Source organism: Pseudomonas sp. GD04091 (assembly GCF_029836165.1).
Taxonomy (GTDB): domain Bacteria; phylum Pseudomonadota; class Gammaproteobacteria; order Pseudomonadales; family Pseudomonadaceae; genus Aquipseudomonas.
Map to the genome: position 1 here is coordinate 16,116 of NZ_JAOEBG010000004.1, position 15,683 is coordinate 31,798.

The window sequence follows — 15,683 nt, forward strand, 5'->3', positions numbered from 1 at the left end:
CTTCGGTCCGGTGGCGACCCAGGCGCCTTATGGCAAAGCGGCATCATCGCCGCCCTTTGCTGATTTCGAGAACCCGTACAAGGAACCCTGCGATGTCGCTCGGCATGCCCCAGCCAGCCCTTTCAGCCACCGCCGTGCAGCGTCGCGGCAAACCTGCCGGCAGCGAACCGATGCTGCTCAAGCCCCTGGCCCAGGCCATCGCCTTGCTGATGCTGGCGAGCGGTGCCCAGGCCGCCCAGCCGTTCAGCTCGGCGTGGTTCAACGCCAAGGGGGCCTCCGGCGCCCCGGGCGGCGCCGTCGGTGCGGGTGGGGCAGGGCAGGTGCTGCCAGGGTCGCCACCGCCACTGGCCCAGCAGCAACGGCTGAACCAGCAGTTCCAGCGTTCGGTGGGCAACCTCAACAACACGGTGGCCGCCATCGCCGCGCAACAGGCGGCTCAGGCCAATGGTCGCACCCTGGCCCAGGTGCAGCCGCAGGTGGTGCCCAATGGCCTGGGCGAAGGTGGCCTGAAGGTCGACGAGAATCCTCTCACCCAGGGCTGGCTCAACGCCAAGGCGCCACAGCAGAGCCAGGCTGGCGGCAAGACCCAGGTGAGCATCGAGCAGACCGCCGACAAGGCCATCCTCAATTGGGAGACCTTCAACGTCGGGCGCGATACCACCGTGCGATTCCAGCAGCAGGCGGACTGGGCCGTGCTCAACCGGGTCAATGACCCGAGCGCCCGGCCGAGCCAGATCCACGGCCAGATCGAGGCGCCCGGCACGGTGATGCTGATCAACCGCAATGGCGTGGTGTTCAACGGCGCCAGCCAGGTCAACGTGCGCAATCTGGTGGCCGCCGCCGCGCAGATCAGCGACGAGCAGTTCACACAACGTGGCCTCTACGTCGACAACAACGGCAGCCAGGCCACCTTCACCAATGCCGGCGGCAAGGTGGTGGTCGAGCGTGGCGCGCAGATCAGCACCCAGGAACCGCCCAGCTCCACCCAGGGCGGCGGCTATGTACTGTTGCTGGGCAGCGAGGTGGGCAACGACGGGCAGATCATTGCCAGCAAGGGCCAGGCGACCTTGGCGGCGGCTGACGATTTCTATATCCGGCGTGGCCAGGGCACCGAGGCAAACCGCTATTCGACCACGCGCGGCAATGAAGTGGCGGGTAGTCTCAAGGCCGGCAGCACGGCCGGCACGGTGGTCAACAGCGGCCTGGTTCAAGCCACTGGTGGCGACATCACGCTGACGGGGCACCAGGTCCGCCAGCAGGGCGTGGCGCTGGCCAGCACCTCGGTGGACCGGCGTGGCAGCATCCACCTGCTCAACGCTGCCAGCGATGCCACCGGCAGCGTCAGCGTCGGTCCAGGCAGTGTCACCGCGGTACTGCTCGACGACAGCGCGGCGCTCGACAGCCAGCGCGAAGCCTCGCTGGCGCTGGTCAACGGCATCAACGGCAATCTGGCCACGGGCCGCTTCGACAACCTCAGCACCGTGATCGACCGTCCCGAGCAGTCGCGGGTGGAACTGGTCAGTGGTGGCACTGTGCATTTCCAGGACGGCTCGCTGACCCTGGCCACCGGTGGTCAAGTGGCGGTGAGCGCCGGTCGGCGCAGCCTGGTCGACGACGGTGCGCGCATCGATGTGTCCGGCGCGCTCGGGGTCAAGGTGGCGATGGAAAGCAACGTCATCAAGGTCAATGTCCAGGGCAACGAGCAGCGCGACGCTGCCGGCAACCGCGACAAGGGCGGACTGATCAACAGCGATGTGTGGGTCGACGTGCGCGAGCTGGTGCACGTGGCGGCCGGCGTCAATGGTCATGCCAGCGACCGCTGGTACACCGCCGGCGGCCTGCTGGAAGTGGGGGGCTACCTGGGCACGCGCAACCACAGCGTGGGCGAGTGGATGGCCCAGGGCGGTACCGTGACTTTCACGGGCCAGGACCTGGTCACCCGCGGCGGCGCCGAGATCAACCTGTCCGGTGGTACCCTGGCGGTGCAGGACGGCGTGGTGCGGCAAACCTGGCTGCGCGGCGAGGACGGGCGTCTGTACGAATTGTCCCGGGCGCCGGGCGATCTGCTCTACAGCGGTATTTACCAAGGTTTCGAGGACAGTTCGGCGCGCTGGAACCAGACCCGCCTGTTCTACAACCCGCTGATCGCGCCGCAACAACGCTTCGAACAGGGCTACACGGTCGGCCGCGATGCCGGCAGTCTGGTGGTGGCCACCCAGAGCGCGTTGCTCGACGGCTTGCTGCTTGGCCAGACCTGGCAGGACGAGCGTCAGGTCCAGGCGCCGGTGGCCGGCCTGGATGGCTACAAGCAGCTGCACAGTGCCCGCGCCCGTGGCGCTCAACTGGTCATCGGCCAACAGCTGCCGGGCTATCTCAGCGACAAGAAGGGCCTGGCGTTCAGCTTGAGCCCCATGTTGCGCCAGGTGGCCTTGACCGCCGGCAGCCGTGGCGCCAGTGCCGACGTGCAGTTGCTCGCCCCGTTGGCGGACGAGCGACGCGGGCGGCTGGTATTGGACAGCGACCTGCTCAACGCTTTCGCGCTGGGGGGGTTGACCGTGGCCGCCAGTGAGTCGGTCCAGGTCGACGACGCGCTGCGCCTGGCCAATGGCGGCCAGTTGAATCTTTACGCGCCAGAGGTGCGGATCGCTGCCGACCTGACGGCCAAGGGCGGGCAGATGGCGCTGGGCGATGTAATGCGCCAGCGCGATGGCGCCGACCTGCGGGATGTCGCGCTGGCCACGCCGAGCGGCTTGCGCGCGCAGGTGCTGATCGGCGATGGCGTGCGCCTGGATGTCGGCGGTGCGCGCAGCGACCGCAACCTCACCGAAGCCATGGCCTGGCGCAACGCGGGCAGCCTGTCGCTGCGCAGCACCGGCGACGTGCTGCTGGGGCAGGGCAGCGTGCTGGAGGTGTCCGGTGGCGTGGTGCGCGGCGAGCGCAACCAGCTGAGCGGCGGCAACGGCGGTAACCTGACCTTGCATGCCGGCGTGTTCGACACCGGTGGCAACGGGCGTCTGCAATTGGCGGGTGAGCTGCGTGGCTATGGCAGCGACGCTGCCGGTACCCTCGACCTGCAGGGCGATCGCGTGCGCATCGGCGGCATCGCCGATGGCAACGCCGTGCACCTCGGTGAGGAGCTGTTCACCCGTGGCTTTGCCCATTACGCCGTGCGCGGCATTCACCAGTTGACCGTGGCCGAAGGCGTCCAGTTACAGGTCGCGCGGCCGGTGGAGATGCTTGATGCTGGTCTGCCGGTCAGCGACCAGGCGACCTTGTGGTTGCCACCGCAGGTACGCGAGAACCCGATCAAGGGCGAGCTGGGGCTGCGTGGCGGTGCCAGCCTGAGCCTCGTCGCCGGTGACACCCGCCTTGCCCAGGTGGATCGCGAGGCGGCGTTGCTGGAGGTACGGCCTGGCGCCAGCATCCGTGTCGATGCGCTGCAGTCGATCGCCCTGAGCAGCACCGCGCAGTTGAACATGGACGGTTCGCTGTTGGCCGCCGGTGGCAAGGTGAGCCTGTTGCAGGCGCTGCCCGAATCCGTCGCCACCGGGATCCAGGAAAGCCTTCATAGCCGCTCGATCCGTCTGGGCGCCGACGCCTTGATCGATGTCTCCGGCCAGGCGCTCACGGCCCTGGACGGCCAGGGGCGACGCTACGGCCGGGTGACCGCCGGCGGCAGCATCGTCGTCGGCGGGCAGATCGACCACGCCAAGGGCGTCAGTGACGGCGCCTACCTGTTCGTCGATGTGGCGCGTGGCGCCCGCCTTCGCGCCGATGGCGCCAGCGCGGTGCTGGACATCCGAGGCCAGGAGCCATTGCCGATGGCCAGTGCCGGCGGCAGCATCAGCCTGGCCTCCAGCTATGGCCTGCGCCTGGACGGCTCGCTCAGTGCCATGGCCGGCGGCGCAGGTGCCGTTGGCGGCAGCCTCGGTGTGGCGCTCGATACCGGTCTGTACCGCAAGGACAACTTGGATGATGGCCTGAACGTGCCGCGCGAACTGGTGCTCGGCCAGGGGCGCGGCACTGATGACGGGTTGCGCTATGGCCATGCTCGCCTGGATGTGGATGCGGTCGAGCGCGGCGGCTTCGCCAGCCTGGCACTGCTCAGCGACGGGGTGCTGGCCTTCGACGGGTCGCTGCAGCTGACCCTGGCCCAGGGCCTGCAGTTGTATGCCGGCTCGCTGGTGCTGGCCGAGGGCGGTGCCGACGACGCCCGCATCCGCCTGCGTGCCCCTTATGTGCGCTTGGCTGGCAGCAATCATCTGGGGGGGGACCTGACCGTGCGCCCCACCGTCAAGGGCGGGCTGTCGCAGCGGGCGTCCAACGCCCTGCTGCAGGTCGAGGCCAATTTGCTCGAGGTGCGTGACGAACTGAGCCTGGGCGCTCGCGGCAACCTTGCCCTCAGTGGTGGGCAACAACTGCTGTTCGATCGCCGAGGCTTTGCCCTGACCCGACTGCGCAGTGAAGGCGACATCCGCTTCCTCGGTCGGGAGATTGCCTCATCGCCGACCGACTTGAGCGGCAATGCCGACCTGGAGCTGCTGGCCGCCCAACTGTATCCGGTGAGCGGCGCCTATGCCCGGGTGCGGACCACCCAGGATGCCACGCTGCGTGTCGGCCGGGTCGGCGCGGCCACGCCCGATGCACCGTTGTCGGTGTTCGGGCGCCTTCACCTCAGTGCCGGTTACGTGGAGCAGGGCGGGGTGGTGCGGGCGCCGCTCGGCCAGGTGCAGCTGGGTGATGCCGGCGCGCTCGGGCAGGACGTGCGCCTGCTGCCGGGCAGCATCACCTCGGTCAGTGCCGCGGGGCTGCACATGCCTTATGGTGGTACCGTCGATGGCCTGAGCTATCTGTATGACGGCAAACCGGTAGACCTGCTCGGCGGCAGCGGCGATATCGACCATGGCGTGGTTTTGGCTGGCAAGCGTATCGATGTGCAGGCCGGGGCGCTGATCGACCTGGCCGGCGGCGGCGAACTGACCGGTGCCGGCTTCGTCTCCGGGCGCGGCGGCTCCACCGACGCCCGTTACCATCCGCTGTTGCAGCTCGATGGCGACGGTCGCCTGGTGTTGCCGTCGGTGGCGAGCAACCCGGTCTATGCCATCGTACCTGGGCTGGCCGTCGACTATGCGCCGGTGGCCGGCGAGGCAGGCGTGGCCGACCCGGCCATCGGCCAGCGCATCACCCTCGACCAGGGCGTTCCGGGGCTGGCGGCGGGCACCTACACCTTGCTGCCGGCCAGCTACGCGCTGTTGCCGGGCGCCTACCGCGTCGAGCTCAACGGCTTGGCCATGGCGGGCCCGCGCGGCGCAAGCCAGGCCATGCGCAACGGTTCCTGGACCACGTCGGGCAGCCTGTCGGTGGTCAACACCTCCATCCAGCAGCCATTGCCGGGGCAGGTCATCCTGACTGCCGCCGACACCCTGCGGCGCTATAGCCAGTACAACGAAATGTCCTACGCCAGCTTCGTCAAGGCGGACGCCTTGGCCAAGGGCGTTCCGCGAGCGGCGCTCGAGGCCGACGGCAAGTGGCTGACCCTGCGCCTGAAGCCCAATGCCGACCCCGAGACCACGTTCCGCTTTGCCGGTCAGGCCCGTTTCGACGCCGCCCGCGACGGTCGCGGCGGCAGCGTGAGCGTGCTGGGCCTGGATGCCATCGAGATCCTCGCCGATGGCCAGGCCAGCGATTGGAACCAGCCCAATCGGGTTGCGCTGCGCGCCAGCGACCTCAGCGCGCTCAAGGCGTCGCGCCTGAGCATCGGCGCGCGCCCGGAGGTGTTGTATGGCCAGGGTGGCAACATGCTGCGCCTCAAGGAGTCGACCGCGGACATCTTGGTGCGCAGTGGTGCCGAGCTGCGCGGCGGCGAGGTGTTCCTCGCCACCGATACGGCGCGTGGCGCGATCGTCGTCGAGCAAGGGGCCGCGATCATTACCCTGGGCCAAGGCGCGGCGCCGTTCGATGCCAATGACGGCTACTTGATCGACCCCAATGCCCATAGCCTGCTGGCGCTGTCCAACGGTCGCCTGGACGTGCTGCCATCGGTGGCTGGCGACTTCTTCGCGCCAGGCAGCATACTGATCGGGGGCTGCCCGTCGGGCACCTGCGCGGGGGAGACCCGGCTGTATTCGGAGGGCTCGTTGTTCGCCGCGACCGACCGTACCTTCAGCCTCGACGATCAGGTCAGTTTCGGCACTCGCCACCTCGGCCTGGCGGTGGGGCGGATCAACGTCGGCTCTGCCGACGCACTGGCCGCGGCGGCCAGTGCCGGGGTGCTGGGCCAGGGCTTGACGCTCAACCAGCAGGTGTTTGACCGCCTGTTCCAGGGGCGCGCGAGCGACGGCATCCCGGGCCTCGAGACCTTGTCGCTGAGCGCGGCGGATTCGCTGAACTTCTTTGGCGACAGTCGGCTCGACACCTATGACCCACTGACCGGGCGCAACCGGGTACAACAACTGATCCTCGGTACACCGGCCATATACGGCCTGGGTGAGGCCAGCACGCGCGCGACCATCCGTACCGGCAGCCTGGTGTGGAACGGTGCCCGCACAGCGCCCGGCGCACCCATCGCCGGTGGCGCGGGCAGTGGCGACGGCGTGCTCGAGCTGCGCGTGGAAGACCTGACCTTCGGCTACGGCCCTGCCAGCCAGCCTGATGGGACCGCCAGTATGAGCCGTCAGACCCTGGGCTTCAGCCAGGTCGATATCCATGCCAGCCGCCAGGTCACTGCCAATCACACCGGCGCGTTGCAGGTGTATCACCAGCGTGGCGCCTGGCAGCAAGAGGGCGGCTTCCAGTACAGCGGCGGCAATCTGCTGGTGGACACACCGCTGTGGACAGGCGCCGCCGGGTCGATCAATCGCATCACTGCCGGCGGCCAATTGCGCGTGACCGGGGGCGGTGGCGTACTGGCCAGCGGCCGCGATGGCGTAGGTGCCGAGCTGGCGCTCAGCGGCCAACAGGTGAGCCTGGACGGCACCTTCAGCCTGCCCAGCGGCAAGCTGAGCGTCACGGCGCAACAGGATCTGATCCTTGGCGAGCGCGCGCGCATCGACCTGGCCGGGCGCCGTCTGACCTTCAACGACGTGACGCAGTACAGCTGGGGCGGCGACCTGCTGCTGAGCAGCACTACGGGAGACATCCGCCAGGCGGGTGGCAGCGTGGTCGACTTCAGCGCCGGCAACAACCGCGCCGGTCGCCTGAGCGCCACGGCCCTCGGCGGCCAGGTCAGCCTGCAGGGGCAGGTGCTCGGCGCCGCCAGTGGCGACTATGACGCGGGCGGTACGCGGGTGCCTTATGCCCAGGGTTCGCTGGAGATCCGGGCACGCCAGGTCGACGACTTCGCCGGGCTCAACCAGCGCCTGAATCGCGATCAGATATTTGGGGGGCGCAGCTTCCAGATCACCCAGGGAGACCTGGTCATCGGCAGCGAGCTCAAGGCTCGCGCGATCAATGTCTCGCTGGATAATGGCCAGTTGACTGTGAGGGGCACCGTCGATGCCAGCGGCGCCCAGGTCGGCAGCATCCGTCTGGCGGCCAATCGTGGCCTGACCCTGGACAGCGGTGCCGTGCTGGATGCCCATGGCAGCCTGCTGCGGGTCGACAGCCAGGGCGCGATCATCGATGCGCCGAACCGGGCGGTGATCGAACTTGACAGTGGTGACGGGCGGCTGACGTTGAGCCCCGGCGCCCGCCTGGATCTGCGCCACGGCACCGCGGCCACCGCTGGCCAGCACGACGGGCGCGCCCGTGGCACGTTGCTGCTCACGGCGCCACGGGTAGGCGGCGACATCGCCGGCGATATCGCCATCGATGCCCGTGGCCGCCTGGACATCCTGGGCGCCCAGTCCATCGCCGTGGTCGGCAACCAGCGCTACATCGATGCGCCCGACGGCGGCAGCGCGGCCAGTGGTCGCCCGTACCAGTACATCGATCAGGCCTACCTCGATGCCAAGCATGCGCGCAACGTGCTGTTCATCAATGCCGCGCTGGCCAACCGCGACCTGCTGGACAAGCGCCTGGCTGCGCTGAGCGATGCGGCCTACGCCCAGGCCCTGCACCTGCGTCCGGGCCTGGAAATAGCCACCCGCGACGGCCACACCGACCTGGTGGTGCGCGGCGACCTCGACCTGTCCGGCCATCGCTACGCCAGTCTCGACCCGGCCAAGCCGCAGACCGTGGTCCGTGGCTCTGGCGAGGTCGGCCACCTGACGCTGCGCGCCGGTGGCAATCTCGAAGTCCACGGCAGCATCAGCGACGGCTTCCTGCCCCCGGAGCTGGCGAGCGGCAGCGATCGCCTGGATGGTCGTGGCTGGATCCTGGTCCCGGGCACACAGCCGTTCAAGAGCGACCTGGTGATCCCACGCAGCGGTGTCGAGCTGGCTGCCGGCACACGGTACCCGGCCGGCAGCACGTTGAATTTCGACCTGCCGTTCGCCGATACCTCGCTGCCGGCCAACACGCGCCTGCCGAGCGCGTTGACCTTGGCCACGGCCCTGACCCTGCCTGCCGGTACCGTGCTCGACGCCGCGGTGCGCGATGCCGCCGGCAATGTGCTGTATGCCGCCGGCAGCCTGCTCGAGCAGGCGGTGACCCTGGCCGCCGATACCCGGCTGGATGCCGGCAGTCGCCTGCCGGTAAGCGTGGCGGTGCGCGGCGGGGTATGGCGCAAGGGCGTCGCCCTGCCCACGGGAGGGCTGACCCAGCGTGGCGCGCTGGCCCTGGCGGTGGGCGCGCTGCTGCCGGCCGGCACCGACGTCAAGCTACCCACGGGGGTGTTCTGGGTAGACCTGCGCCAGGAAATAGCGGGTCAGCAAGGGCGCAACTGGGCGCTCGGACGGATGCTGCCGGAGGGTTCGCAATCCTGGTCGATCCGCCTGGTGGCCGGTGCCGACCTGGACGCCGCGGATAGCCGCATCACCCGCCCAGAGCCCCAGGCCGGCGCGTTGCGCCTGGCCGATCAGCACTACATCGCCACGCGCGTGGTGGAGACCACCCCGCCGACCATCAGCTATGTCTGGACCAATCAGGCCGTTGGCCGGGTGCCCGGCCAGCCGGTGCCGGCCAACCTCCTGCCGCTGTGTACCGCACGGCCAACCTGGTGCCAGAAGATCGAGACCCCTGGGGGCGTGACCAAGGCCCAGATAACCCCGCAGACCCAGTTGTTCAGTGTGCTGCGCACCGGTACCGGTGATCTCGAGCTGCTCAGCGCCGGCGACTGGCGGATGGACTCGCTGTATGGCGTCTACACCGCAGGCACTCAGGCCCCAGCCCTGTTGCAACAGGGCACAGACCCGCACCAGCTGCCCCGTGGCCTGCAGGCCAACGGCAGCGTGCTTGGCCCCCTGGGCGCGGCCTACGAATCGACCACGGCGCAGTACCGTGCCTGGTATCCACATCAGGGCGGCAACCTGCTGATTGCCGCCGGCGGCGAGCTGACCGGCAACCTGGTCGGCCCCAAGAGCAACGATCTGGTGACCCGTCGCCAGACGCCGTCCGCCGCTGTCGGCAACTGGCTGTGGCGCCAAGGACAGGCCGAGGCAGGCACGCCGGCCGCCTGGTGGCTCAACTTCGGCAGTTTCGCCCAGGATCCGGCCAGCAGCGCGGCTTTGCCGTACCTGGTCGGCTTCACGGGCTTGGGCACGCTTGGCGGCGGCAACCTGGACGTTCGCGTGGCAGGCGCGGCCGGCCTGGTACGGGCCAATGGCGTCGACGTTGTCGCAGTCGAGCGCAGCCAGGGCCTGAACCTGGTGGTTGCCAGCACCGGCCGGGTGACCGCCGATGGCCGCCTGGTGCAAACCGGTGGTGGCGATCTCGACCTGCGCGTAGGGGGCGGACTGAACCCGGGACTGGCAGCGATGACGGCTGCGGACACCTTGATGGACCTGCAGGGCACGTTGGTCAACCTGCGTGGCGCCTTGCAGGTGGAGGCGGCCAGCATCGGGCTGCTGCAGTCCATCTATGGCAGCTACGGGGTCGAGCAGGACAACAGTGAGTCCCGTGCCTACGACCCCTATACCGCCACCCGGGCTAAGGCCTGGGGGGGCGTCACGCTGATGCCAGGCGACAGCGGCGTGCGTCTGCTCAGCCGTGGCGATCTGGTGGTGCAGGGGGTGGCTGATCCGGGGCGGGTACCGACGTTCAACAGCACACCGTTCACGTCTGCCAGTGGTGCATGGATGCCGGGGCGCGGCAACAGTTGGTTCTCACTGTGGACACCCCAGACCTCGGTCGAACTGGTCAGCCTGGGGGGAGACCTGGCGCCGATCGTGCCTAACCGTTCCAGTGTCGCGACCCGCAACCTGACGATCTATGGCGGTCGTGTGTTCTACCCGACGTCACTCAGTGCCAGTGCGATCAATGGCAGCCTGTACTATGGCGACTCGGTGCGCAGTTCGGCGGGCCTGGCATCACCGGAAAGCCTGATGACCGCACCCTCGGCCAACACGCGTCTGCAGTTGCTCGCGGGGGATTCGATCTATGCCGGGGGCTATGCGGTCAGCCAGGCGGGCACCGATGCCTCGGCATTGCCAACGCCGTTGCGCCCGGCTTTCCTGGGCACCAGCACCGGCAACCTCGTGCTGTCGACCAACCTGCACGGCGAGCTGCCGCGCAACGTCTGGGACAATCCGCTTTACAGCTTCGGACTCAACACCTATGCCCAAGGCAGCGTGCGGCCGTTGGAGCCGGTGCGTTTCTATGCCCTGGACGGCGATATTGTCGGTCTCAACACCGGCGAGATCATCGAGTACCCCTTGTTGGGGCGCAAGCTCTACCAGGGCAGCGGGCCGCTACGGATCATGGCCGGTCGCGACATCGTCAACGCCGGTACGGTGCTGGGTAGCCCGCGCGAGGCCGCCAACGGCCTGGTGGCCGGTGGCGGGGGCGCCAACCTGTCTCGCGGCAACCTGATCATCCATGGCGACAGCCAGGATGTCTCGCTGGTCAGCGCGGGCCGCGACATCCGCCTGAGCAGTTTCAACGTCGCCGGCCCCGGTCAGCTCGAGGTGGTCGCCGGGCGCAACCTGTTCCAGTCCGGCCCTGGGGTGGGCTCGACCTACCAGGAGGCGGCGATCACCAGCATCGGCCGGGTCGGTGGCAGTGGTGGCGGCAATGACGGCGCTTCCATCGCCATCATTGTCGGAGCCGGCAAGCAGGGACCGGATTACGCAGGTCTGCTGACGCGCTATCTGGACCCGGAGTCCCTGGCCGATCCTGCCCAGCCACTGAGTGCCCAGTCGGGCAAGGTCGCCAGGGTGTACGGTCAGGAGCTGCTCACCTGGCTGCGCGAGCGCTTTGCCTTCGATGGCGACGGCGAGGCGGCACGGGCCTACTTCGCCACGCTGCCCGCCGAGCAGCAGCGCATCTTCGCCCGGCAGGTCTATTTCGCCGAGCTGCGCGCGGGCGGTCGCGAGTACAACGATGCCGATGGCCCGCGCAGCGGTAGCTATCTGCGTGGTCGCCAGGCGATTGCCGCGCTGTTCCCGGACAGGGACGTGGCCGGCAACCCGATCAGCTACAGCGGCAACGCGACATTCTATGGCGGGGCCGGCATCCACACCGATTTCGGGGGCGGTATCCAGGTACTGACGCCGGGTGGCCAGCAGGTATTCGGTATCGAGGGCGAGGCGCCGCCGTCCTCGGCCGGGGTGATCACCCAGGGCAGTGGCGATATCGAGCTGTATTCACAAGGCAGCATCCTGCTCGGCCAGAGCCGGATCATGACCACGTTCGGTGGCTCGATCCTCGGTTGGTCGGCCCAAGGCGATATCAACGCCGGGCGTGGCTCCAAGACCACGGTGGTCTACACCCCACCCAAGCGCACCTACGACCTGTGGGGCAACGTCGGCCTGGCGCCGAGCGTGCCGAGCACCGGGGCCGGCATCGCCACGCTCAATCCGATCGCCGAGGTGCCGCCAGGCGATATCGACCTGATCGCGCCGCTTGGCACCATCGATGCCGGCGAGGCGGGGATTCGCGTCTCGGGCAACGTCAATATCGCCGCGCTGCAGGTGGTCAATGCCGCCAACATCCAGGTCCAGGGCGACGCCAAGGGCATGCCGGTGGTGGCTTCGGTGAATACCGGGGCGATCGCTTCGGCCAGCGCGGCAGCCTCTTCGGCAACCCAGGCGGCGGAGGAGGCCGGGCGTCAGCAGCAGGCTGCGGCGCGCCAGCGTCAGCCGTCGGTGATCACCGTGCAGGTGCTGGGCTTCGGTGGCGAGCGACTGGTGCCCGGGCGGGATGGCGCGAGCCTGAACCCGCAGTACAACCGCCAGAGCCCGGTGCAGGTGCTGGGCGCGGGTGCGCTGGATGAGCGTGCGAAGGCGCAGTTGACCGAGGAGGAACGCGGCAATCTGTTGCTGTAGCCATTGGGGACAGGCGTGGACCTGCTTGCTGTGCGCCAGTCACGCCAGCAGCAGGTAGCCCGCGCTGGCCACCAGCAACGCGGCCAGGCCACGGTTGAGCAGGCGCATCCACTTTGGCTCCGTGAGGTAGCGGCGTATGACGCTGCCCGCCCAGGCCCAGCTGGCTACCGAGATGAAGCAGATCGGCATGTAGATCCAGGTGAACAGCCACAGCAGTTGCTGTTCACCCCCGGTGTATGCGCCGACGCCGGCCACGGCCGCCAGCCAGGCCTTGGGGCTCAGCCACTGCATGGCCGCGCCATGCCAGGCGGTCGGTGCCCTGTGCGCGCCCTCGGTATCGAGTCGACCATCGTCGCTGGCCAGCTTCCAGGCCATGTACAGCAGAAACAGCACACCACCACCGTGCAACAGCTGTCCCACCAGCGGCCAGCGCAGCAGCAACTCGTGCACGCCCAGGCCGACCAGCACCAGCAACAGGCAGAAGCCAAGGGTCGCGCCGGCCGCGTGCCCGAGGCTGGCATTGAGACCGTGGCGGGCACCGCTGCCCAGGGCGACGATATTGACTGGACCGGGCGAAATGGAGGCGGCCAGGGCGAAGGCGGCCATGGACAGGGCAAGGCTCATGCAGGTGATTCCTGGTGACGGGGAGGTCGGTACATGCTGCGGAGGGGACATGGGTGAGGTATTGAACAAAAATGCCCTGGGCATCGGTTACAGCTTTTGTAATATTTTCGCGCTGTCGGAAAAACCTGCTTCGATTGTAGGATCACCTTCCCAATTTTGTATCAAGGTCTATATGAGCACCTTCGCGGAGCCCCCCAGTCTCTGGCCGTCCCGGCCTTTCTCCCTCCGTCCCCGTGACGTTTCCCTCGTGAGTACCCGCTAATGGAATGGCTAGCCGACCCCACGGCCTGGCTGGGCCTGTTGACGCTTATCGTCCTCGAGCTGGTGCTGGGTATCGACAACCTGGTGTTCATCGCCATCCTTGCCGACAAGCTGCCGCCCCATCAGCGCGACCGCGCGCGGTTGATCGGCCTGTCGCTGGCGCTGATCATGCGCCTGGGCCTGCTGGCCAGCATCTCGTGGATGGTCACCCTGACCGCGCCGCTGTTCGAGATCTTCGACAAGAGCTTCTCCGGCCGTGACCTGATCATGCTGTTCGGTGGTGTGTTCCTGCTGTTCAAGGCCACCATGGAGCTGCACGAGCGCCTGGAAGGGCATGTCATCCAGTCCAGCGGCGCGGTGCGCCATGCCGCGTTCTGGCCCATCGTCGCGCAGATCGTGGTACTGGACGCGGTGTTCTCGCTGGACGCGGTGATTACCGCCGTGGGCATGGTCGAGCAGTTGTCGGTGATGATGATCGCGGTGATCTTCTCCATCGGCATCATGATCGTCGCCAGCAAGCCGCTGACTCGCTTCGTCAACGCCCACCCCACGGTGATCATGCTGTGCCTGGGCTTCCTGATGATGATCGGCTTCAGCCTGACCGCCGAAGGCCTGGGCTTCCATATCCCGAAAGGCTACCTGTACGCGGCCATCGGCTTCTCGTTGCTGATCGAGCTGTTCAACCAGCTGGCCCGTGCCCGCCGCAAGCGCAGCGTGCAGCAGCATCGGCCGTTGCGGGAACGTACCGCGCATGCGGTGTTGCGCCTGATGGGCGGGCGTCGGGTGGAAGCCGACGAGGTGGGCGAGGAGATCGCCGACCTGATCGAGGGCGGTGAAGAGCAGGTGGTGTTCGATCGCCGCGAGCGGGTCATGATCAGCGGTGTCCTCAACCTGGCCGAGCGGCCGATCCGCACGGTGATGACCGTGCGGGCCAAGGTCGACGCCATCGACCTGTCGCAGCCGGCCGAGGCGATCAGCCAGGCGCTGGTGAACTCGTCGTATTCGCGTCTGCCGCTGATCCGCGACGGCCGCATCGAGGAACCGCTGGGCTACGTGCACAAGAAGGAACTGCTCAAGGAGCTGCTGGCCGGCAACCAGCCGTCGTTGGAGAACCTGGCCCGGACGCCGCTGAACCTGCTGGAGAGCTTCAGCATTCTCAACGCCCTGGAGCAGATGCGCAGCCAGTCCACCCATATCGCCTTCGTGGTCAACGAGTTCGGTGATTTCACCGGCGTGCTGACCATTACCGACATCCTCGAGTCGATTGCCGGCGAGTTGCCCGACGCCAGCGAGGTCGAGGGGCCTGGCGTGGTCGAGGAGGAGGACGGCTTCGTGGTCAGCGGCGCCTTGAACCTGGCCCAGGTGCAGGCGCGGACCGGTTTCGCCGCGCGTGCCACCGAGGATTACCAGACCCTTGCGGGCCTGGTGATGAGCCTGCTGGACCGCCTGCCGGTGGTCGGCGATCGCCTGGCCTGGAACGGCTGGACCTTGACCGTGGTCGCGGTGGAGGAGCGCCGGGTGCGGCAGGTGCGCCTCACACAGAGCGTCGCCGCTGACGCAGCAGGTGCTTGAAGCCTTCCAGCACCAGCACCAGCACCGCGGCCCAGATCGGCAGGTAGGTTAGCCACTGATCCGGGCCGATGGTCTCGCCCAGCAGCAGGGCCACCGCCACCAGCAGCACAGGCTCGACATAGCTGAGCAGGCCGAACAGGCTGAACGGCAACAGGCGGCTGGCCAGCACGTAGGCGATCAGGGCGCTGGCGCTGATCGCCCCGAGCAGCGGGATCAACCCGTACAGGCCCGGATGCTCGGCCAGATCCGCCGTCGACAGTGGGCCCTGGATCACGAAATACAGGGCCCACGGCAGCAACAGGCACATGTCGCACCACAGGCCACCCAGGTGGTCGGTGCGGCAACGTCGACGCAGCACGAAGTAGATCGGGTAACCGATCATCACCAGCAACGTCTCCCAGGCGAAACTGCCGTGCTGGTACAGCTCGTGGCCCACACCCAGGGCCGCGCAGCCCACCGCCACCTTCTGCAGGCGCGACAGGCGTTCGCCGTAGACCAGCCGTCCGGTCAGGACCATCGCCAGCGGCAGCAGGAAATAGCCCATCGACACTTCCAGGCTGCGCCCGTGCAGCGGCGCCCAGAGGAACAGCCACAGCTGCACGCCCATCAACCATGAGGTGCCAAGCATGCCGAGCAGCAGCATCGGGGTGTGGCGCACCCGCCCGAGCAGCTCGCCAATCCGTTTCCAGTCACCCGACAGCCACATGAACAGCGTCAGGCAGGGCAGGGTCAGCAAGGTCCGCCAGCCGAAGATCTCCTCGCCGTCGAGGGGCTTGAGGAAGGAGGTATAGAAGTACATCACGGCGAACAGACAGGACGCCATGACCGACGAGAGAATGCCTTTTGACACGAGTGCCTCGGAAA

General features: G+C 68.0%; 4 protein-coding genes. 2 read left to right on the forward strand and 2 right to left on the reverse strand.

Annotated features, from left to right (window positions below; genetic code table 11):
- Window positions 1–92 precede the first annotated feature (92 nt).
- Window positions 93–12,362 carry a filamentous haemagglutinin family protein gene (locus tag N7422_RS06720; protein WP_279805779.1) on the forward strand — a complete coding sequence of 4,090 codons (12,270 nt, stop codon included), beginning with the start codon at window positions 93–95 and terminating at the stop codon, window positions 12,360–12,362.
- Window positions 12,363–12,401: 39 nt separating this feature from the next.
- Here N7422_RS06720 and N7422_RS06725 read toward each other — a convergent pair whose 3' ends face one another.
- Complete coding sequence (locus N7422_RS06725) at window positions 12,402–12,986, reverse strand: LysE family translocator (protein ID WP_279805780.1); 585 nt, start codon at window positions 12,984–12,986, stop codon at window positions 12,402–12,404.
- 261 nt (window positions 12,987–13,247) lie between these two features.
- Between N7422_RS06725 and N7422_RS06730 the strand changes: the two genes are divergently transcribed.
- Window positions 13,248–14,819 carry a TerC family protein gene (locus tag N7422_RS06730; RefSeq protein ID WP_279805781.1) on the forward strand — a complete coding sequence of 524 codons (1,572 nt, stop codon included), beginning with the start codon at window positions 13,248–13,250 and terminating at the stop codon, window positions 14,817–14,819.
- On the opposite strand, the gene rarD is transcribed toward N7422_RS06730, so the two are convergent.
- Window positions 14,782–15,669 carry an EamA family transporter RarD gene (rarD, locus tag N7422_RS06735; protein ID WP_279805782.1) on the reverse strand — a complete coding sequence of 296 codons (888 nt, stop codon included), beginning with the start codon at window positions 15,667–15,669 and terminating at the stop codon, window positions 14,782–14,784. The two genes, N7422_RS06730 and rarD, sit on opposite strands and share 38 nt — an antisense overlap.
- Window positions 15,670–15,683: the final 14 nt, after the last annotated feature.

Bases quoted from the DNA above. Each gene is read 5' to 3' on its own strand.
- N7422_RS06720 (WP_279805779.1), top strand. From the start codon at position 93: ATGTCGCTCGGCATGCCCCAGCCAGCCCTTTCAGCCACCGCCGTGCAG.
- N7422_RS06725 (WP_279805780.1), bottom strand. From the start codon at position 12,986: ATGAGCCTTGCCCTGTCCATGGCCGCCTTCGCCCTGGCCGCCTCCATT.
- N7422_RS06730 (WP_279805781.1), top strand. From the start codon at position 13,248: ATGGAATGGCTAGCCGACCCCACGGCCTGGCTGGGCCTGTTGACGCTT.